The sequence below is a fragment of the Geodermatophilus siccatus genome (assembly GCF_900103785.1).
In the GTDB taxonomy this organism is placed as follows: Bacteria; Actinomycetota; Actinomycetes; order Mycobacteriales; family Geodermatophilaceae; genus Geodermatophilus; species Geodermatophilus siccatus.
Genome location: NZ_FNHE01000002.1, coordinates 168,520 through 188,305, shown reverse-complemented (window position 1 = coordinate 188,305; position 19,786 = coordinate 168,520). Strand labels below are relative to the sequence as shown.

General features: G+C 75.0%; 21 protein-coding genes. 10 read left to right on the top strand and 11 right to left on the bottom strand.

The window, feature by feature from the left end; all coding sequences use genetic code 11:
- Positions 1 to 118 precede the first annotated feature (118 nt).
- From odhI to BLS21_RS04150, 9 genes are all read right to left on the bottom strand, one after another.
- Positions 119 to 631 carry an oxoglutarate dehydrogenase inhibitor Odhl gene (odhI, locus tag BLS21_RS04190; protein ID WP_012948792.1) on the bottom strand — a complete coding sequence of 171 codons (513 nt, stop codon included), beginning with the start codon at positions 629 to 631 and terminating at the stop codon, positions 119 to 121.
- Between the two features lie 275 nt (positions 632 to 906).
- Entirely contained in the window at positions 907 to 1,311 is a 405-nt protein-coding gene (gcvH, locus tag BLS21_RS04185) for a glycine cleavage system protein GcvH (protein WP_091214236.1), read from the bottom strand.
- Between the two features lie 52 nt (positions 1,312 to 1,363).
- Positions 1,364 to 2,272 (bottom strand): DUF881 domain-containing protein, encoded by a 909-nt coding sequence (locus BLS21_RS04180; protein ID WP_091214234.1) that lies wholly within the window; start codon positions 2,270 to 2,272, stop codon positions 1,364 to 1,366.
- On the bottom strand, positions 2,269 to 2,601 hold the full coding sequence (locus BLS21_RS04175; RefSeq protein WP_091214231.1) for a small basic family protein: 333 nt from the start codon (positions 2,599 to 2,601) through the stop codon (positions 2,269 to 2,271). Before BLS21_RS04175 ends, BLS21_RS04180 begins: the two co-directional genes overlap by 4 nt.
- A gap of 2 nt (positions 2,602 to 2,603) precedes the next feature.
- Complete coding sequence (locus BLS21_RS04170; protein ID WP_091214228.1) at positions 2,604 to 3,539, bottom strand: DUF881 domain-containing protein; 936 nt, start codon at positions 3,537 to 3,539, stop codon at positions 2,604 to 2,606.
- On the bottom strand, positions 3,536 to 4,186 hold the full coding sequence (clsA, locus tag BLS21_RS04165; protein WP_091214225.1) for a cardiolipin synthase ClsA: 651 nt from the start codon (positions 4,184 to 4,186) through the stop codon (positions 3,536 to 3,538). Before clsA ends, BLS21_RS04170 begins: the two co-directional genes overlap by 4 nt.
- A gap of 210 nt (positions 4,187 to 4,396) precedes the next feature.
- A complete protein-coding gene (locus tag BLS21_RS04160) occupies positions 4,397 to 6,466 on the bottom strand; it encodes an elongation factor G-like protein EF-G2 (RefSeq protein ID WP_091214224.1) in 2,070 nt (689 codons plus the stop codon).
- 5 nt (positions 6,467 to 6,471) lie between these two features.
- Positions 6,472 to 6,669 carry a DUF1918 domain-containing protein gene (locus BLS21_RS04155; protein WP_091214221.1) on the bottom strand — a complete coding sequence of 66 codons (198 nt, stop codon included), beginning with the start codon at positions 6,667 to 6,669 and terminating at the stop codon, positions 6,472 to 6,474.
- A 70-nt stretch (positions 6,670 to 6,739) separates the two neighbouring features.
- Entirely contained in the window at positions 6,740 to 7,624 is an 885-nt protein-coding gene (locus tag BLS21_RS04150) for an alpha/beta fold hydrolase (RefSeq protein WP_091214218.1), read from the bottom strand.
- A 68-nt stretch (positions 7,625 to 7,692) separates the two neighbouring features.
- Between BLS21_RS04150 and BLS21_RS04145 the strand changes: the two genes are divergently transcribed.
- Both BLS21_RS04145 and BLS21_RS04140 read left to right on the top strand, forming a co-directional pair.
- A complete protein-coding gene (locus tag BLS21_RS04145) occupies positions 7,693 to 7,896 on the top strand; it encodes a hypothetical protein (RefSeq protein WP_091214215.1) in 204 nt (67 codons plus the stop codon).
- Positions 7,897 to 8,198: 302 nt separating this feature from the next.
- Positions 8,199 to 8,459 carry a hypothetical protein gene (locus tag BLS21_RS04140; protein WP_091214213.1) on the top strand — a complete coding sequence of 87 codons (261 nt, stop codon included), beginning with the start codon at positions 8,199 to 8,201 and terminating at the stop codon, positions 8,457 to 8,459.
- Positions 8,460 to 8,486: 27 nt separating this feature from the next.
- Here the strand turns inward: BLS21_RS04140 and BLS21_RS04135 are convergent, their stop codons facing one another.
- Together BLS21_RS04135 and BLS21_RS04130 are read right to left on the bottom strand one after the other, a co-directional pair.
- A complete protein-coding gene (locus BLS21_RS04135; protein WP_091214210.1) occupies positions 8,487 to 8,768 on the bottom strand; it encodes a hypothetical protein in 282 nt (93 codons plus the stop codon).
- A gap of 146 nt (positions 8,769 to 8,914) precedes the next feature.
- Positions 8,915 to 9,637 (bottom strand): GntR family transcriptional regulator, encoded by a 723-nt coding sequence (locus BLS21_RS04130; RefSeq protein WP_281241909.1) that lies wholly within the window; start codon positions 9,635 to 9,637, stop codon positions 8,915 to 8,917.
- A 229-nt stretch (positions 9,638 to 9,866) separates the two neighbouring features.
- Between BLS21_RS04130 and iolC the strand changes: the two genes are divergently transcribed.
- From iolC to BLS21_RS04090, 8 genes are all read left to right on the top strand, one after another.
- Positions 9,867 to 10,829 carry a 5-dehydro-2-deoxygluconokinase gene (iolC, locus tag BLS21_RS04125; RefSeq protein WP_217635975.1) on the top strand — a complete coding sequence of 321 codons (963 nt, stop codon included), beginning with the start codon at positions 9,867 to 9,869 and terminating at the stop codon, positions 10,827 to 10,829.
- Entirely contained in the window at positions 10,822 to 11,760 is a 939-nt protein-coding gene (locus BLS21_RS04120) for a class I fructose-bisphosphate aldolase (protein WP_217635974.1), read from the top strand. The genes iolC and BLS21_RS04120 overlap by 8 nt, the downstream gene beginning before the upstream one ends.
- An 82-nt stretch (positions 11,761 to 11,842) precedes the next feature.
- Positions 11,843 to 12,754 carry a 5-deoxy-glucuronate isomerase gene (gene iolB, locus BLS21_RS04115; RefSeq protein ID WP_091214204.1) on the top strand — a complete coding sequence of 304 codons (912 nt, stop codon included), beginning with the start codon at positions 11,843 to 11,845 and terminating at the stop codon, positions 12,752 to 12,754.
- The gene (iolD, locus tag BLS21_RS04110; protein ID WP_091214202.1) at positions 12,751 to 14,700 is read left to right on the top strand and encodes a 3D-(3,5/4)-trihydroxycyclohexane-1,2-dione acylhydrolase (decyclizing); all 1,950 of its coding nucleotides are present in this window, start codon (positions 12,751 to 12,753) and stop codon (positions 14,698 to 14,700) included. The genes iolB and iolD overlap by 4 nt, the downstream gene beginning before the upstream one ends.
- A gap of 30 nt (positions 14,701 to 14,730) precedes the next feature.
- Positions 14,731 to 15,723, top strand: a complete 993-nt coding sequence (locus tag BLS21_RS04105) for a sugar phosphate isomerase/epimerase family protein (protein ID WP_091214198.1) — start codon at positions 14,731 to 14,733, stop codon at positions 15,721 to 15,723.
- Entirely contained in the window at positions 15,720 to 16,808 is a 1,089-nt protein-coding gene (locus BLS21_RS04100) for a Gfo/Idh/MocA family protein (RefSeq protein ID WP_091214195.1), read from the top strand. Before BLS21_RS04105 ends, BLS21_RS04100 begins: the two co-directional genes overlap by 4 nt.
- A complete protein-coding gene (locus BLS21_RS04095; protein WP_091214193.1) occupies positions 16,805 to 17,761 on the top strand; it encodes a sugar phosphate isomerase/epimerase family protein in 957 nt (318 codons plus the stop codon). Before BLS21_RS04100 ends, BLS21_RS04095 begins: the two co-directional genes overlap by 4 nt.
- A gap of 12 nt (positions 17,762 to 17,773) precedes the next feature.
- Positions 17,774 to 19,267 (top strand): CoA-acylating methylmalonate-semialdehyde dehydrogenase, encoded by a 1,494-nt coding sequence (locus tag BLS21_RS04090; protein WP_091214190.1) that lies wholly within the window; start codon positions 17,774 to 17,776, stop codon positions 19,265 to 19,267.
- The last annotated feature ends 519 nt before the right edge of the window (positions 19,268 to 19,786 follow it).

Sequence of the window (19,786 nt, the reverse complement as noted above, 5' to 3'; positions counted from 1 at the left end):
CGGCACCGTCCCCGTCCCCGTCCCCGTGGCTGCGCGCCGGGTCACGAGCGCTCCTCGCCGGCGCTCGTCTCGCTCCTGCCCGGTGGTGCCGTGCCCACGCGCGACCTCGCGAGCCCGGTCACGCGCCGGCGGGCTCGCCCGTGCGCGGACCGGTCAGGTAGACGAGGCGGAACTTGCCGATCTGCACCTCGTCGCCCCCGGCCAGCGTCGCGACGTCGACCGGCTCACGGTTGACGTAGGTGCCGTTGAGGCTGCCGACGTCGTGCACGGAGAAGCCGCCGCCCTCGCGGTGGAACTCCACGTGCCGGCGGCTGACGGTGACGTCGTCGAGGAAGATGTCGCTGTCGGGGTGCCGGCCGGCGGTGGTGACGTCCTGGTCGAGCAGGAAGCGGCTGCCGGCGTTCGGGCCGCGCTTGACGACCAGCAGCGCCGAGCCCGCGGGCAGCGACTCGACCGCGCCGGCGTGGGCGTCGGCCTCGGTGACCTCGGGGGTCTCCGCGGAGTCCTCGCCACCCACCTTGGGGATGACGCTGGTGGACTCGCCGATCCGCTCCTGGGACAGCGCCGCGCCGCACTGCGCGCAGAAGCGACTGCCCTCGGGGTTGTTGTGGCCACAACGAGTGCAGTGCACGTCTGTCTCCTCCGGTGCAGGGGTGGCACCGCCGCGGACCTGGGGTCTGGCCGCGGGCGGCCGGCGGACGACGGGCCGGACAGCCCGTCGCGGGTCGGTCGCCGCGTCGAGCACGGCGGGCCGTGGGTCATGGAACCAGCGGCCGACCCGAGGGTCAACCGAACGTACAGGGTGAGGCTCAGCGGTCGCTCAGCGGCCTCCGCGGCGCCCCGATCGGCAGCATAGTGATCGCCGCCGGGGCCGGGGGGACCGCTGCCGCGGGCCCGGAGCGCCGGTCAGCTCGCCTCGACCAGCGCCTGGTAGGCGGCGGCGTCCATCAGGTCCGCGGTGGGGTCGCCGCCGTCCCCCGTGACGCTGATCTCGACCAGCCAGCCGGCTCCGTAGGGGTCGGCGTTGATGGTCTCGGGGGCGTTGGTGAGGGCCTCGTTGACCGCGGTCACGACGCCGGTGACCGGCGCGTAGACGTCGGAGACCGACTTGGTCGACTCCACCTCGCCCATGGGGGCGCCGGGCGCGACCTCGGCGCCGACCTCGGGCAGCTGCACGAAGACGATGTCCCCCAGGGCGTCCTGGGCGTGGTCGGTGATGCCGACCCGCACGACGGCGCCCTCGCCCCCACCCGGCTGCAGCAGCGCCCACTCGTGCTGCTCGGTGTAGCGGCGGTCGTCGGGCGTGGTCATGCAGCGGCTCCTCGTCGGTGAGGTCGGGTGCGGTGGTGCGGGCGGCGCGGCGTCATCCGCCGTCGTCGGTGTCGGGTCGAGCGTATTGAGGGCGGTCGAGCTGCCGCAACGCGTCCACGACGACGGTCTCGGACTGCTCGATGTCGACGCTGCCGCCCTGCCGGCCGACCCGGTCGACGACGCCGCCGGGGATGTTCATCGCCGTCTGCAGGTCCTGCGCGGACCCGATGACCCGGATCTCGTAGGGGCTGTCGACCTCGACGCCGTCGATCCGCAGCGCCCCGGGCTCGCCGGTGACCGCCGTCGACACCCCGACGCGGACGCCGCCGATCTGCATCGTCTCCGCGCCGGCGCCGCGCAGCTCCTGGACGGCGTCGAGCAGGTCGGCGACCCGCACCCGGCCCTCGGGGTCCCGGATGGTCATGACCAGTCCCGGGCCCTGGGCGGCGACGGTGCCGTTGAGGATGCCGAGGGCCTCGGCGCGCTCCTGGGCCTCCTGCAGGGCGGCCGCGGACTGGCTGTCGTCGTTGGTGAGCTCCCGCAGCGCCGTGCGCTGGTCGGCGATCTGCTCGCGCAGCCGGTCCTCGCGGGCGTCGAGGTCGTCGAGGATGCGGACGAGGTCCTCCTCGCGGAGGGTCGAGTAGTCCTCCCCCGTCCCCGTGGTGCGCACCTGGACGGCGAAGGCGAAGCCGAGCAGCAGGGTGAGGACCCCGATGAGCGCCGCGGCCAGCGGGTCCCGCCGGCGCCGCGGCCTCCCGGGGCGCTGCTGCGCCGGCTCCGCGGGGGGCTCCGGGGGCGGCACGGGCCGGTCGCCGGCGTCCGCGGCGGACGCGGGGGCGTCCTGCTCGGGGGCGTCCGGGTCGGCGTCGAGGTCGGGCGCGTCGAGGTCGGGGGCGTCGTCCCCGGGGTGGACGTCGTCCTCCGGCCGCCGGTCGGGCTCGGGGCGCGGCTGGTCGCTCATGCCCGGAACACGTGCCGGCGGATGGCCGCGGCGTTGCCGAAGATGCGGATGCCGAGGACGACGACCACCGCGGTGGACAGCTGCGCGCCCACGCCGAGCTGGTCGCCGAGGAACACCACGAGCGCGGCGACCACGACGTTGGACACGAACGAGATGACGAACACCTTGGCGTCGAAGATCCCGTCGAGGCGGGCGCGGAAGCCCCCGAAGACCGCGTCGAGGGCGGCGACCACGGCGATCGGCAGGTAGGGCTGCAGCCACAGCGGCACGGTGGGGTCGAACACCAGGCCGAGCACGATGCCGACGGCCAGGCCGAGGATCGGGATCACGGTCAGCCCCCCGGCGTGGGCTCGGGCGCCGCGTCGCCGGTGGGCACGGCGGGCGGCACCTCGGACACCGGGACGGCGGAACGGAGCTCGGGCGGGCTCCCGGCGGGAAGGGACAGCTCGTCCTCCTGGGCGAACTCGAAGCGCAGACCGTAGGTCTCGGAGATGACGGCCAGGGCGTTGACCTCGGGGCTGGCCAGGAACCGGCTGCGCAGGGTCGCGGGGTCGCCGACGGCGCTGACCAGGTAGGGGTTGGTGACCGGCCGGAAGTCGACCAGGACCGCCTCGCCGGCGAAGCGGATCGCCGTCGTCGGGCCCAGCCGCTGGCCGTTGATGCCGACCGCCTCGGCGCCGGACGCCCACAGCGCGTTGACCACCAGTTGCAGGTCGCCGTCGCGCACCTGACCGCGGGGGTCGGCCTCCGTCGTCCCGCCGACCGGGTCCTCGTCGGCGTCGGGCCCGGCGTCGGCGAGGGTGACCCGCAGGCCGGGGCCGCTGACCGGCAGCGCCCCGGCGGCCAGCTCGGCGTCCTGGACCCGGTCGCGGACGCGCTGCCCGACGGCGGTGGCGGCCAGCGCGTCGTCCCGGGCGGCGGCGACGTCGACGCGCAGCGACTCGAGGTCGGCGGCGAGCCGGTCGGTGGTCTCGGACTCCCCCTCGATCTCGGAGACCAGCGCCGAGCGCACCTCCTCGCGGCCCTGCGCGCCGGCGGCGGCCTGGTCGTAGGTGACCGCGGCCAGCAGCCCGGCGAGGGCCAGCACGAGGGCGACGGCGAGCTGCCCGCGGCGCCGCCGGGACGGCGGGGGCTCTTCCCCCTGGGCGTGGGCCTCGCGGGCCCGCGCGGCCCGCGCGTAGGCGGGGTCCAGGGTCTCGGCCAGCACCTGGTCGAGCAGCGAGGCGCCCAGCGAGCGCGGCCCGCCGCCGCGCTGCGCCGTCGTCATGGGGCCGCCCGCTCGGCGCGGACCAGCCCGGCCACCTGGACGACGTAGAAGACGCCGGCCAGCACGTACAGCGCACCGCCCCACACGGTCAGCGCCCAGGCGACCGGCTGGAGCACGGCCGCGACCGGGCCCTCGCCGTCGGCGAGCAGCAGCAGCGGGAAGGCGTAGAGCAGGATGAAGGTGGCCGCCTTGCCCAGGTAGTGCACCTGCAGCGGCGGGTAGCCGTGGGCGCGCAGCAGCAGCAGCGCCAGCCCCAGCACCAGCTCGCGGCCGACCAGGACGGCGACCACCCACAGCGGGACGACGTCGCGCAGCACGAAGGCGACCAGCGTGGCGACGATGTAGAGCCGGTCGGCGGCCGGGTCGAGCAGCGCGCCCAGCCGGCTGGACTGCCCGAGGGAGCGGGCCAGTTTGCCGTCGAGCCAGTCGGTGGCGCCGGAGACCATGAGCACGACCACGGCCCAGCCGTCGGCGTGCGGCCCCAGCAGCAGCCAGAGGAACAGCGGGACGCCGAGCAGCCGCAGCACCGACAGCGCGTTGGGCACCGTCCACACCCGGTCGGGCAGCACGTTGCGGTCGGGCAGGGCCGGCACGCTCGCCCCCGTCCGGGCCGAGGCGGCGGCCGACGGCCCGTTCGACGACGTCACGACACCTCCGCACCCGCTGGACACCGGCCCCCGAGGCTAGTGTCCCGCTGCGACACTCCCGCGGGCCGACACTCCCCCGCGGCCCCGCCCCGGGTCCTGGCGAGGTGCTGGAACGGCCCCCCTGCACGGCCCCGCCCCGGCCCCGCCCCGAACCTGCTGAGGGTGGGGAGGACGGGGTCCGTCCACGGTGGGGGGCAGGGGGGTCCTCCTTCAGGCGGGCACGGCGGTGAGCGACGCGGGCGCCGGCTCGTACCCCAGCGGACGGCGGGCGAAGCTGCCGGTGCCGTGGGACACCGAGCGCAGCGCCCCCGCGTAGCCGAGCAGCTCGACCTCGGGGATCTCGGCGCGCACCGTCGTCCGGTCGCGCTCGGGGTCGGCGTCGCTGCCGGTGACCCGCGCCCGCCGTCCGGACAGGTCGCTCATGACCGCACCGACGTACTCCCCCGGCACCACGACCTCCACCTCGCACCACGGCTCGAGCACCCGGGTGCCCGCGGCGCCCGCGGCCTCGCGGACGGCGAGCGCACCGGCGGCCTGGAACGCCGCGTCCGAGGAGTCCACGGAGTGCGCCTTGCCGTCGACGAGGGTGAAGCGGGCGTCGACGATCGGCCGGTCGCCGTTGACCCCCTTCTCCGCCTGCGCGCGGACGCCCTTCTCCACGCTGCCGTGGTACTGGCTGGGCACCGTGCCGCCGACGATGCGCTGCTCGAACACGATGCCGGTGCCCGGCTCGGCCGGCTCGGCCTCGACGACCACGATGGCGTACTGGCCGTGCCCGCCGGACTGCTTGACCAGCCGGCCGGTGACCCGCGCCGACCCGGCCAGGGTCTCCACCATGGGCACCCGCACCGGGACGGTGTTCACCGCGACGCCGTGCCGGGTGCGCAGCCGCTCCAGCAGCACCTCCGCGTGCGCCTCCCCGACGCACCACAGCAGCAGCTGCCCGGTGTCGGGACGGCGCTCGAGGCGGACCGTCGGGTCCTCGGCGACCAGCCGGGCCAGGGCGGTGGCCAGCCGGTCCTCGTCGGCCCGGGACGCCGCCTCGACGGCGACCGGCAGCTGGGGCGTGGGCAGGTCCCACGCGGGGACCAGCCGCGGGTCCTCGGGCGAGGAGAGGGTGTCCCCGGTCTCGGCCGCGGTGAGCCGGGCGACGGCGCAGATGTCGCCGGCCGGGCAGGCGGCGACCGGACGGAGGCTCGCGCCCAGCGGCGAGCTCACCGCGCCGATCCGCTCGTCGACGTCGTGGTCGGGGTGTCCGCGGTCGGCCATGCCGTGCCCGGAGACGTGCACCGCGGTGTCCGGGCGCAGGGTGCCGGAGAAGACGCGGACCAGGGAGACCCGGCCGAGGTAGGGGTCGGTCGTCGTCTTGACCACCTCGGCGACCAGCGGGCCGTCGGGGTCGCAGGACAGCGGGGGCGCCGGCGAGCCGTCGGGGCGGGTCACCGGTGGGCAGCCGTGCTCCATCGGGCACGGGAAGCCGTTGACCAGCAGGTAGAGCAGCGAGTCCATGCCGATGCCCTGCAGCGGGGCCGCGCAGAGAACGGGGTGGAAGTGGCCGCGCGCGACTGCGGTCTCCAGGTCGTTCATCAGGTCGCCCTGGACCAGCTCGTCGCCGGCGAGGTAGCGCTCCATCAGCGCCTCGTCCTCGCTCTCGCCGATGATGCCCTCGATCAGCTCGCTGCGCAGGCGGTCGGCGTCCGGGGCGTCGGCACCGGGCTGCAGCAGGTTGACCACCCCGGTGACGCTGCCGTCCGGGCCGCGGTCGACGAGGTGGACCGGGTAGACCCCCGCGCCGAGCATCGTCTGGCACAGCCGGACGGTCTCCTCGACGTCGGCCCGGGCACGGTCCAGCTGGGTGATGACCACCGCGCGCGGCATGCCGACCGCCGCGCACTCCTCCCACAGCTGCACGGTGCCCGCGTCGACGCCGTTCACCGCGGAGACGACGAACAGCGCGGCGTCGGCCGCGCGCAGCCCGGCCCGCAGCTCCCCGACGAAGTCCGGGGAGCCGGGGGTGTCCAGCAGGGTGATGCGGTGCCCGTCGTGCTCGACGGTGGCCACGCCGAGCGACACCGAGCGCTGCTGGCGGACCTCCACCTCCTCGCTGTCGAGGCAGGTGGTGCCGTCCTCGACCCGGCCGGCACGGGTCAGCGCGCCGCTGGCGACCAGCAGCGCCTCGGCGAGGGTGGTCTTGCCCGCGGCCGCGTGGCCCACCAGGGCCACGTTCCGGACCTTGTCGGCCGGCCGCGGGCCGGGTGCGGCGACGGTCTCCTTGGCCACGCCGCTCAGCCGTTCGCCGGCTCGGGGACGACGGCGCAGGTGCCCGCCGGGTAGAAGACGCCGGTGTGCCCGTCGGGGTCCCACCGGACGACGTAGGGCGGCCCTCCCCCCTCCCCCCGGACCTCGAGCACCCTGCCGGTGCGCTCGGGCTCTCCCTGGTGGGTGGAGTGGACGACGATCCGGTCCCCGACGCGTGCTTCCACGACGACCTCCTGGCGGCTGTCCCGTTCGTGTGTGGTGTGGCTCACAGCCTGCTCCCGGGGACGGGGCCGATCAAGGGAGTCGCGGCCCGTCCTCGGCGTCGACGGCGGCGGTGTGGGCGGCGATCGCGTCGGCCAGCGGCTCCACCACCGCGGCGGGCAGCGCGTGGCCCATGCCGGGGATCGTCACCAGGCGCGCCGAGCCGATGACCGCGGCCAGGTGGGCGGCGTGCGGCGGCGGGTTGACCGGGTCCTCGGGCGCCTCGACGACCAGGGTGGGCACCCGGACGGCGGCCAGCTCGGCCCCGCGGTCGATGCCGGCCGGGTCGGCGAGGGCGTGCGCGACGGGGCTGCGGGCGCTGCCGCTGTGCGCGACCACGCGCTCCTCGAGCGCGCGGAACTCGGCGGGGTCGAAGGGGACGCCGTCCCCGTTGAGCAGCCGCCAGTGCTCCACCCGCCAGGCGAGCTCGGCCTCGGGGTCGCGCTCCTCCCCCATGGAGGCCCAGTACCCGAGGACGTGCGGAGCGGGGCCGGGCAGGTCGCTGTCCCCCGCCACGTCGGCCAGTCCGCTGCCGAGCGCGGACGTGGCGAGGACGGTGGCGCTCCTCAGCCGGTCGGGGTGGTCCAGCAGCAGCAGCTGCACGAGCGTGCCGCCCATCGACATGCCGACGACGTGCGCCCGGTCGATGCCGAGCCCGTCGAGCAGGCGGACGGCGTCGGTGGCGAGGTCCCGGACCGCGTACGGCGCGACCGCGTACGCGCGGGTGGAGCGACCGGTGTCGCGGTGGTCGTACCGGACCACCCGGTGCTGCCGCGCCAGGCGGTCGACCAGCGCCTCGGGCCAGACCAGGCCGCTGGCGTTGGCGCCCATCACCAGCAGCAGCGGCGGAGCGGCCGGGTCGCCGCGCTCCTCGGCCCACAGTTCGACGCCCGGCGCCACGGGGATGCGGTGCTCCACGGACGGCAGCCTGGCGCGCGCCCCGGCCCCCGTCGACCGCGTTCCGGGTCGGCGCCCATGCTGGTCGCATGACGAGCCCCCAGCACGCGGCCGGCCGGGACCAGGGCAGGGAGCTCGCCCACGCCGTCCCCCGGGAGGCCGCCGACGGGCCACCGCCGTGGGTGGCCGTCTGCGGGACCCCGGTCGCCGTCGTCCAGGGCAGCTGGGCGGGGCGGCGCGGTCTGGGCTCGGCGTCGCCCTGCCCGGAGTGCGCCCGACTAGCGCCGGGCTGACCCTCCCCTGCTCCGCTGCGGTTCTTCCGGATCCGGCGAGGCGGACTCCTAAGTTGGGGATAACGGGCGACGGTGCTCCGCCGGCGGGCGTTCCCGGCTCGCCGTCCCGGAGGCCGGACCGGTCGGTGGTCGACGGGCGCCGGCGCACGGACGGGCTTCCCTCACCGGCCGACCCGGCGGCGTCGCGGGGGTCCGGACGAGCGGGCGCGGGGTTGCCCGCGCCGGTCGGACCGGTGTGGACTGACGGGGGCCCGCCCGTGCCCCACCGGGCGGGCTCCCCCTGCGTGTCGAGGAGACCGGACGTGACGCGTCGAGCGAGGCCCGGCCTCCAGGAGGAGCTGCTCCACCACCTGCAGCCGCCGGTGCCCCGGCGCAGGGAGCTGGTCAGCGAGCGGGTGGCGCCCGCGCTGGCCGACATCGGCGACGCGATGGCCGGCCGGGGGGCGGACGAGGTCCTCGCCGCGCTGGACGCCGCGATCCGGGAGGCGGGCGGGACCCCCGACGCGGCGGCGCTGCGTGAGTTCGCCGCCCGCATCGAGGCCGGCGAGAACCCCTTCAGCTGAACGAGGGCCCCCGGGAGGGGCCGGGGTTCAGGAGGCGCGGAAGAGGTCGCGCCGGGCCTGGCGGACGAGGACGTCGGCGGTGGCGCCGTCGGCGTCCCCGCGGCCCGCGATCAGGGCGGCGAGGTCGTCCCGGTCGCTGGCGGTGGCGTAGTCGGCGAGCTCGCGCTCCAGGGCGCGGCGGGCGCGCCGCTCGTCCCGGCGGCGGCGCAGCGAGGCCAGGAACCCGAGGTCCGGGGTGGTGGCGGTGATGGCGAAGGCGGTGCCCTGCATGACGGTCTCCGTGGGGTCGGCGGGTGTCTCCTCTCCCATGGTCGGCCGGATGCCTTGGCAATTCTCGCCGCTCCGCTGTGAGTGTCCCCACCACGAGTCGGCAGATGTGGCCGTCACCACGGCATCCGCCTGCTCCATCGGGGCGCAGGTCGTGCCGAAACGCCCGCCGCACGGGCTGGGTCGCGTCAGCGGCCGACGAGCGTGGTCTCGAAGTCGTAGCGCGAGGCGCGGTAGACGTGCCGGCCGTACTCGACGGGCACGCCCTGGTCGTCGAAGGCGGTGCGCTGCATGGTCAGCAGCGCCGAACGCGGCGGCTCCTCGAGCAGCCGGGCCTCCTCGGCCCGGGCCAGCCGCGCGCCGATGCGCTGGTGGGCCACCCGCAGGTGCACGCCCTGGGCCCGCAGGTACTGGTAGAGCCCGCGCTCGGTCAGCTCCTCGACGGTCGGCTCGAACCGGCCCGGGAGGTGGTTGGTGAGCAGCGCCAGCGGCTCCCCGCGCGAGCGGCGCAGCCGCCGCACCACGACGATCTCGTCGCCCTCGGCCACGTCGAGCTCCTCGGCCACGTCGGCCGGGGCCTCGATCCGCTCCAGGGACAGCACTTCGGTGGTCGGCGCCTCCCCGGACCGGGAGAGGTCGTCGTAGAGGCTGGTCAGCTCCACGGAGCGGCGCACGTGAGGCTGGATCACCTGGGTGCCCACCCCGCGCTTGCGGACCACGAGCCCCTTGTCGACCAGCTCCTGCACCGCCCGCCGCACGGTCGGCCGCGACAACCCGTAGCGCTGGGCCAGCAGGATCTCGTTCTCCAGGCGGGAGCCGGCCGGCAGGTCGCCCCCGGCGATGGCGCCCTCGATGGCCTGGGCCAGCTGGAAGTACAGCGGCGTGGGACTGGATCGGTCCAGGTCGATCATCAGCACGGGGTCCTCCTCCGGTGCGGTGCCACAGGCTGGGTCGCCGGCTCGGCAGCTCCGCGGACCGATGATCGCACCTCTGCACGTCCTGTTGTCCTCACCTCTCCGGGGGGCGATCGACGACCGGACGTTCTGTTGGCTTTATGTCCTTACAAAGTCTTGACACGTTGCTGTGTCGCGGAGCACAGTCCCAGGGGCAGCCAGACGACGAGCAGGGGGACGGAGCACCGTGGCAGACACCCTGGAGATGGTGGTGATGGGCCGTAGCGGGGTGGATGTCTACCCGCTGCAGGTCGGCGTCGGGCTGGAGGACGTCGAGACGTTCGGGAAGTTCCTCGGGGGCAGCGCGGCCAACGTCGCGGTCGCCGCGGCCCGGCTCGGCCACTCCAGCGCCCTGGTGACCGGGGTGGGCGACGACCCGTTCGGCCGCTTCGTCCGCCGGGCGCTGCGCGACCTCGGCGTCGACGACCGGTTCGTCGTGGTCGACCCGGAGCACCCCACGCCGGTCACCTTCTGCGAGATCTTCCCGCCCGACGACTTCCCGCTGTACTTCTACCGGCGGCCCACCGCCCCGGACCTGCAGATCCGCCCGGAGGACCTCGACCTCGAGGCCATCCGCGACGCCACGCTGTTCTGGGCGACGGTCACCGGCCTGTCGGAGGAGCCCAGCCGGTCGGCGCACCACGCGGCGTGGGAGGCCCGGGGACGCCGCCGGCACACCGTGCTCGACCTCGACTACCGGCCCGTGTTCTGGGCCTCGCGGGAGGAGGCCACCGCCCAGGTGCGGGCGGCCCTCCCCCACGTGACCGTCGCCGTCGGCAACCGCGAGGAGTGCGAGGTCGCCGTCGGCGAGACCGAGCCCGACCGGGCGGCCGACGCGCTGCTCGACGCCGGCGTGGAGCTCGCCATCGTCAAGCAGGGCCCGCGTGGCGTCCTCGGCAAGACCCGCACCGAGCGGGTCGTCGTCCCGCCCACCCCGGTCGAGGTGGTCAACGGCCTCGGCGCCGGCGACGCCTTCGGCGGCTCGCTGGCCCACGGCCTGCTCGCCGGGCTCCCCCTGGAGCAGGTGCTGCGCAACGCCAACGCCGCCGGCGCGATCGTCGCCTCCCGGCTGGAGTGCTCCACCGCGATGCCCACCACCACCGAGATCGAGCAGCACGTCACCGCGTCCCTGGAGGGCACCCGTGTCTGACACCGCCCTGTCCCCCACCGAGGCCCCCGCTCCCGACACCCGCGGTCCCCGCCCGGTGTGCACCACCTACGCCGAGGTCACCGAGCTCCGCAGCCGGGACCCGCAGGCCATCCGCCGGGCGCTGGTCGCCCGCCGCCGGCGGCCGGCCTTCCTGCCCGAGGACGGCCGGCTCATGCTGGTCGCCGCCGACCACCCGGCGCGCGGCGCGCTGTCGGCCCAGGGGCGGCCGACGGCGATGAACAGCCGCACCGAGATGCTCGACCGGCTGCGCACCGCGCTGGCCCGCCCGGGCGTGGACGGCCTGCTGGCCACCGCCGACATCGCCGAGGACCTGCTGCTGCTCGGCGCGCTCGAGGACAAGGTCGTCGTGGCCTCGATGAACCGCGGCGGCCTGGCCGGCGCCAGCTTCGAGCTCGACGACCGGATGACCGGCTACGACGTCGCCGGCGTGGTCGAGGCCCGCTTCGACGCCGCCAAGATGCTCAACCGGATCGACCTCGACGACCCCGGCACGGTGCAGATGCTCGAGACCGCCGGACGCGCGGTCACCGACCTGGCCCGGGCCGGCGTCGTGGCGATGCTCGAGCCGTTCCTGTCCCGGCGGGTCGACGGCCGGGTCACCAACGACCTGAGCCCGGACGCGGTCATCAAGTCGGTGCACATCACCCAGGGCCTGGGGGCGACGTCCGCCTACACCTGGATGAAGCTGCCGGTCGTCGCGGAGATGGAGCGGGTCATGGACGCCACGACCCTGCCCACGCTGCTGCTCGGCGGGGACCCCTCCCGCCGGCCCGAGGAGACCTACGCCGCCTGGCGCGACGCCCTCGCGCTGCCGTCCGTGCGCGGCCTGGTCGTCGGCCGCACCCTCCTCTACCCGCCGGACGACGACGTCGCCGCCGCCGTGGACACCGCGGTGTCCCTGGTCCATTGAGGACCCTCCCGCCCCCACCGCTCGCCCGCCCGCGGCGGGGCCCTGCAGGAGGGCCGCCCGCGCCTCTCACCAGGAGCAGCTGATGACCGCGACCACGGCGTCGCAGCACCTGCCCGCCGGTACCGCCGCTGCGGGCCCGTACGCCCTCGAGGTGACCCCGGAGTCCGCCGGGTGGGGGCACTCGAGCCTCCGGGTGCTCGAGCTGCCCGCCGGCGGCAGCCACGACCTGGACACCGGCCCCGACGAGGTCGTCGTCGTCCCGCTGGAGGGCGGCCTGACCGTGGAGTGCGACGGCGAGGTGCTCACCCTCGTCGGGCGCAGCGGCGTCTTCGCCGGGCCGACCGACTTCGCCTACCTCCCCCTCGGGGTCACCGCGACCCTGTCCAGCCGCGACGGGGGGCGGTTCGCCCTGTGCGGCGCCCGCGCCGGCCGGCGGCTGCCGGTCCGCTACGGCCCCGCCGCGGACGTGCCGGTGGAGCTGCGCGGCGCCGGCCGGTGCAGCCGCCAGGTGAACAACTTCGCCACCGCCGACGTCTTCGAGGCGGACGCGATCATCGCCTGCGAGGTCATCACCCCCGGCGGCAACTGGTCGTCGTACCCGCCGCACAAGCACGACGAGACCTCCGACGTGGAGAGCGAGCTCGAGGAGATCTACTACTTCGAGGTCGCCGCCGGACCGCAGGGCCAGCCGGGCCTGGCCTACCAGCGGGTCTACGGGACCCCCGAGCGGCCCATCGACGTGCTGGCCGAGGTGCGCGACCGCGACGTGGTGCTCATCCCCCACGGCTGGCACGGTCCCTCGATCGCCGCCCCGGGTCACGACCTCTACTACCTCAACGTCATGGCCGGCCCCGGGGACGAGCGCGCCTGGCGGATCGTCGACGACCCCGCGCACACCTGGATCCGCGGCACCTGGGCCGACGAGCCGGTCGACCCCCGCCTCCCCCTGCACTCCCCCGCCGGCACCGACGAGAACGGAGCCCCCCGACCGTGAGCGAGTACCCACCCCCGGCACGCACCGAGACCGTGCGGCTGACCGTCTCCCAGGCCGTCGTCCGCTTCCTGGCGCAGCAGCACACCGAGCGCGACGGGCAGCGGCAGCGGCTGTTCGCCGGCTGCTTCGGCATCTTCGGCCACGGCAACGTCGCCGGGCTGGGCCAGGCGCTGCTGCAGGCCGAGATCGACGAGCCCGGCGCCCTCCCCTACGTGCTGGGCCGCAACGAGCAGGCCGTCGTGCACACCGCCGTCGCCTACGCCCGGGCCAGGGACCGGCTGCAGACCTGGGCGGTCTCCACGAGCGTCGGCCCCGGCTCGACCAACATGCTCACCGGCGCCGCGCTGGCGACCATCAACCGGCTGCCGGTGCTGCTGCTGCCGGCCGACACCTTCGCGACCCGCTCGGCCGGCCCGCTGCTGCAGGAGCTGGAGCGGCCCGACAGCGGCGACGTGACCGTCAACGACGCCTTCCGGCCGGTGTCGCGCTACTTCGACCGCATCTGGCGGCCCGAGCAGCTGCCCGGCGCGCTGCTCGGCGCGATGCGGGTGCTCACCGACCCGGCCGAGACCGGCGCGGTCACCCTCTGCTTCCCGCAGGACGTGCAGGCCGAGGCGTTCGACTGGCCGGTCGAGCTGTTCGCCGAGCGCACCTGGCACGTGGGCCGGCCGCTGCCGGAGCCGGCCGCCCTGCAGCGCGCGGTCGACGTCATCCGCTCGGCCCGCCGGCCGCTGATCGTGGCCGGCGGCGGGGTCATCTACTCGCAGGCCACCGAGGCCCTCGACGCGTTCGTCAGCGCCACCGGCATCCCGGTCGGGCAGACCCAGGCCGGCAAGGGCGCCCTGCCCTACGACCACCCGCAGTCGGTGGGCGCCATCGGCTCCACCGGGACGACGGCGGCCAACGCCCTGGCCCGCGAGGCCGACGTCGTCATCGGGATCGGCACCCGCTACCAGGACTTCACCACCGCCTCGCACACCGCCTTCAACGACCCCGGGGTGCGGTTCGTCAACGTCAACGTCGCCGCCCTGGACGCCGTCAAGCACGCCGGCGTCGGCATCCAGGCCGACGCCCGGGAGACGCTGACCGCGCTCACCGACGCGCTGGCCGGCTGGTCGGTCGACGACGCGTACCGCACCCGCGCCGCGGAGCTCGCCGCCGCGTGGGAGGCCACCGTCGAGGCCGCCTACCACCCGGAGGTGCCCAGCGCCGGCGAGGGCGGCCGGCTCACGCAGAACGAGGTCATCGGCATCGTCAACGAGGTCTCCGCCCCGCGGGACGTCGTCGTCTGCGCCGCCGGGTCGATGCCCGGCGACCTGCACAAGATGTGGCGGGTCCGCGACCGCAAGGGCTACCACGTCGAGTACGGCTACTCGTGCATGGGCTACGAGATCCCCGGCGGCATCGGCATCCGGATGGCCAGCCCCGACCGCGACGTCTTCGTGATGATCGGCGACGGCTCCTACCTGATGATGCCGACCGAGCTGGTCACCGCCGTCCAGGAGGGCGTCAAGATCGTCGTCGTCCTGGTGCAGAACCACGGCTTCGCCTCGATCGGCGCGCTGTCCGAGCAGCTCGGGTCCCAGCGCTTCGGCACCCGCTACCGCTACCGCTCGGCGTCCGGACGGCTCGACGGCGACGTGCTGCCCGTCGACCTCGCCGCCAACGCCGCCAGCCTGGGCGTCGACGTGCTCGTCGCCCAGGACGGGCCGAGCTTCGAGGCCGCGCTGCGCAAGGCCAAGGCCAGCGACCGGACGACGGTCGTGCACGTCGAGACCGACCCGCTGGTCGACGCCCCCTCCAGCGAGTCCTGGTGGGACGTGCCGGTCGGCGAGGTCTCCACGCTGCAGAGCACCCAGGACGCCCGCGCGGTCTACGACCGCTGGAAGGCCGTCCAGCGGCCCGCCTACCTCGCGCCGTCCGAGCGCGGCACCTCCCCGTCCTGATCCGCCCGCCCCCTCCGGAAGAGAGAAGAGATGACCGTGCAGAACGCCGCGGCTGCCGACCAGACCAGCCGGCAGTCCAGCCGCAGCCGGATCCGGGTCGGGTCGGCACCCGACTCCTGGGGCGTCTGGTTCCCCGACGACCCGGCCCAGGTGCCGTGGCAGCGCTTCCTCGACGAGGTCAGCGCCTGCGGCTACGAGTGGATCGAGCTGGGTCCCTACGGCTACCTGCCCACCGACGCAGCACGGCTGTCCGACGAGCTGGCCGCCCGGGGCCTGCAGGTGTCCGCCGGCACCGTGTTCGAGCACCTGCACCGCCCCGACTCCTGGGACGCGGTGTGGAGCCAGGTCAAGGACGTCGCCGCGCTGACCCAGGCCATGGGCGGCACCCACGTGGTGGTCATCCCCGACACCTTCCGCGACCAGAAGACCGGCGCCGACGTCGAGTCCCGCGACCTCACCCCCGAGCAGTGGGAGGCGAAGACGACGGGGGTGACCCAGCTGGGCAGGGCGGTGCAGGAGGAGTACGGCCTGTCGATCGCCTTCCACCCGCACGCGGAGACGCACGTGGGGTGGCAGCGCGACATCGAGCGGTTCCTGGCCGACACCGACCCGCAGTACGTGCCGCTGTGCCTGGACACCGGGCACGTCAGCTACTACCGCGGCGACAACCTCGAGCTGATCGACAAGTACCCCGAGCGGATCGGCTACCTGCACCTCAAGCAGGTCGACCCGGCCGTCATCGACCGCGTCCTGGCCGAGGACATCACCTGGGCGGCCGCGGTGCCGATGGGCGCGATGACCGAGCCGCCGAACGGCGTCCCGGCCTATCCGCCGCTGTTCGAGGCGATCGAGGCGCACGGGCTCGACGTCTTCGCGATCGTCGAGCACGACCTGTACCCGTGCCCGCCGGACGTGCCCTTCCCCATCGCCCAGCGCACCCACCGCTACATCGGCAGCTGCGGCTTCCCGTCGCTGCAGATCGGCGCCCCCAAGACCGCCACCCCCCAGGAGGACCGGGCGTGACCACCGCAGAGACCCGCGCCGGGGCGCTCCCGGACCTCGCCGACGTCCCCGCCCGCGAGCTGCGGGTCGCCGTCCTGGGCGTCGGGATGATGGGCGCCGACCACGTCGCCCGCCTCTACAGCCGGATCTCCGGCGCCCAGGTCGTCGCGGTCAGCGACGCCTTCACCGAGAAGGCCGAGCAGGTGGCCGCCACCGTGCCCGGCTGCCGGGTGATCGGCGACCCGCTGGCCGCCATCGCCGACGACGACGTCGACGCCGTCCTGATCGCCACCCCCGGCCAGTTCCACGAGGAGCAGGTGCTCGCCTGCATCGAGCGGGGCAAGCCGGTGCTGTGCGAGAAGCCGCTGACCATGGAGGCCGCCAGCTCCCTGGCCCTGGTGCGGGCCGAGGACGAGTACACCGCCCGCACCGGCCGCCGGCTGGTCCAGGTCGGCTTCATGCGCCGCTTCGACCCCGAGTACGCGGAGCTCAAGGCGCTCATCGACGCGGGCGGTCTCGGGGAGCCGCTGGTCGCGCACTGCGCCCACCGCAACGCCGCCGTCCCGCCGCACTTCACCAGCGAGATGATGGTCAACGACTCGGTGGTGCACGAGGTCGACGTCGCCCGGTTCCTGCTCGACGAGGAGATCGCCGCGGTGACCGTGCTGCGGCCGCGGGCGACCCGCCGCGCCGTCGAGGGCCAGTCCGACCCGCTGCTGGTGCTGTTCGAGACCACCGGTGGCCGGATGGTCGACGTCGAGTGCTTCGTCAGCACCGGCGTCGGCTACGAGGTGCGCACCGAGGTGGTCGGCGAGGACGGCAGCGCGATGATCGGCCTGGACGCCGGGCTGGTGCGCACGTCCGGCGGGCAGGCGGGGGCGACCCGGTCGACCGGCATCGCCCCGGACTTCCGGCAGCGCTTCGGCCGGGCCTACGACATCGAGCTGCAGCGCTGGGTGGACGCCGCCCGCCGCGGCGAGGTCGACGGCCCGGGCGCGTGGGACGGGTACGCCGCCCAGGCGGTGTGCGCCGCCGGCGTGGAGGCGCTGCGCTCCGGCCGGCGCACCGAGGTCCGGCTGGAGGCGCGGGGGGGCACGCAGTCATGAGGATCGCCCTCGACCCGCAGATGCTGCGCACCGTCCCCCTGCTGGAGCTGCCCGACGTCGTCGCCGGCATGGGCTACGAGTGGATCGAGCTCTCGCCCCGCGAAGACTTCATCCCGTTCTTCAAGCACCCGCGGGTGGACACCGCCACCGTCCGGGCGTTCCGGTCCCGGCTGGCAGACGCCGGCGTGGGCGTCACCTCGCTGCTGCCGGTCATGCGCTGGTCGGGCCCCGGCGAGGTGGAGCGCCAGGCCGCCGTCCGCTACTGGAAGCGGGCGATCGAGATCTGCGTCGAACTCGGCGTGGACACGATGAACTCCGAGTTCAACGGCCGCCCCGAGGCACCGGAGCTCGCCGAGGCGATGTTCTGGCGGTCGATGGAGGAGCTGCTGCCGGTCTTCGAGCGGGAGGGCGTCAGGCTCGCGCTCGAACCCCACCCGGACGACTTCATCGAGCTCGGCCTCCCGGCGCTCGACATGATCCGCGGCATCGACTCCCCGTGCGTGTCCTTCCTGTACTGCATGCCGCACACGTTCCACCAGGGCGACGACGCGGCCGGGATCATCGCGAACGCCGGCGAGCTGCTCACCCACGTGCACGTGGCCGACTCGATGGACCACCGAGCCTCCGACGGGCTGCGCTACATCACCAACCCGCCGGGCAACACCACCCGCGTCCACCAGCACATGGAGCTCGGGCGCGGCGACGTGGACGCCGACGAGGCCTTCGCCGCGCTGGCGGGGATCGGCTTCGACGGCGTCCTGACCACCTGCGTCTTCGGCTGGGACGACCAGGCCCGCGAGTCCGGCATCCGCATGCTCGACGCGATCCGCCGGCTGGTCGGCAAGCACTTCCCCGCCGGGACGCTCCCCGACGCCGACGCGGCCGGACCCGACGCCGGCACCTCCCGGCCGAACTTCCCGCAGACCCCGCTGCCCGACGACACCGCCCCCTGAGAGAGGCCCACCATGCCCACGCACATCCCGCACTGGATCGAGGGCGCCCGCCGCGAGGGCGCCAGTGGCCGCACCGGCGAGGTGACCGACTCGGCGACCGGCGAGGTCACCGGCGCGGTCGCGCTGGCCAGCGTCGAGGAGGTCGACGCCGCGGTCGCCGCCGCCTCGGCCGCCTTCCCGGGCTGGCGCGACACCTCGCTGGCCAAGCGCACCGCGGTGCTGTTCCGCTTCCGCGAGCTGCTCAACGCCCGCAAGCCCGAGCTGGCCGCGATCATCACCGCCGAGCACGGCAAGGTCCTCGACGACGCCCTCGGCGAGGTCTCCCGCGGCCAGGAGGTCGTGGAGTACGCCTGCGGCGTGCCCTCGCTGGTCCGCGGCGGGTTCACCGAGAACGCCTCGACCAACGTCGACGTGCACTCGGTGCGCCAGCCGCTCGGCCCGGTCGCGATCATCAGCCCGTTCAACTTCCCGGCGATGGTGCCGATGTGGTTCTTCCCCATCGCGATCGCCACCGGCAACACCGTCGTCCTCAAGCCCAGCGAGCAGGACCCCTCGGCGTCGCTGTGGATGGCGGAGCTGTGGAAGGAGGCCGGGCTGCCCGACGGCGTCTTCAACGTCGTGCAGGGCGACAAGGTCGCCGTCGACCGGCTGCTGGAGCACCCCGACATCCAGTCGGTGTCCTTCGTCGGGTCCACCGCGATCGCCCAGTACGTCTACGAGACCGGCACCCGGCACGGCAAGCGGGTGCAGGCCCTGGGCGGGGCGAAGAACCACATGGTCGTGCTGCCCGACGCCGACCTGGACCTCGCCGCCGACGCGGCCGTGAACTCCGGGTTCGGCTCGGCCGGCGAGCGGTGCATGGCGATCAGCGCGGTGGTCGCCGTCGGCGGGGTGGGCGACGACCTGGTCGCGCGCATCGCCGAGCGGACCCACACCCTGCGCACCGGCGACGGTCGCAAGGGCTGCGACATGGGCCCGCTGATCAGCAAGCGGCACCGCGACCGGGTCGAGTCCTACGTCGAGGCCGGCGAGAAGGAGGGCGCCAAGCTCGTCGTCGACGGCCGCGAGGTGACCCCCGACGGCGCCGAGGACGGGTTCTGGCTCGGCCCGACCCTGGTCGACCACGTCGAACCGGGCATGAGCGTCTACACCGACGAGATCTTCGGCCCGGTGCTGTCGGTGCTGCGGGTGGACACCTACGAGCACGCCGTCGAGCTGATCAACCGCAACGAGTACGGCAACGGCACCGCCATCTTCACCAACGACGGCGGCGCCGCCCGGCGGTTCCAGCACGAGGTGCAGGTCGGGATGATCGGCATCAACGTGCCGATCCCGGTGCCGATGGCCTACTACTCCTTCGGCGGCTGGAAGAACAGCCTCTTCGGCGACACGCACGCCCACGGGGCCGAGGGCGTGCACTTCTTCACCCGGGGCAAGGTCATCACCAGCCGCTGGCTCGACCCCAGCCACGGCGGCCTGAACCTCGGCTTCCCGCAGAACGCCTAGTCCACACACCGCACCGCGATCACGGCGCGGTGACCACCGTCCGGGCCTCCGGGGTGGTCACCGCGCCGTGGTCGTGTCTGGGGGGAGGGCCGTGGCGGACCAGCGGTCCCACCCCCGGGTGGAGCTCGGCCTGCATCTGCACCCGGTCCTCGAGCAGTGCCGGGAGCCGGAGGTGCTGGGGGCCGAGCCGGCCACCGGCACCTGCGACCGGCTCGGCGTCCGGCGCACCGGCACGTGCGTCCCTGGGACGGCCACGGCTGTCCGCCGTCGTCCCGGAGGCGCCGGTGCCGTCCCCGGACGACGCCCGGCACCCGCACCGCGTCGAGCCCCTGGGCCCGCCGCAGTAGGAGGCCCACCCGACGCCCGAGGAGGCCAGGGAGGCCTTCCGGCGGACGGTGGCCGGCGACCCGGTCACGCCGCCGCAGAGCTCCGGCGTCCGGCGCGCGCGGCTGGTGCTCGACGGCCGGTCGGTGGAGGAGCGGCTCGTCGTCCGCCCCTTCCCCCGGGTGGTCCGACCGG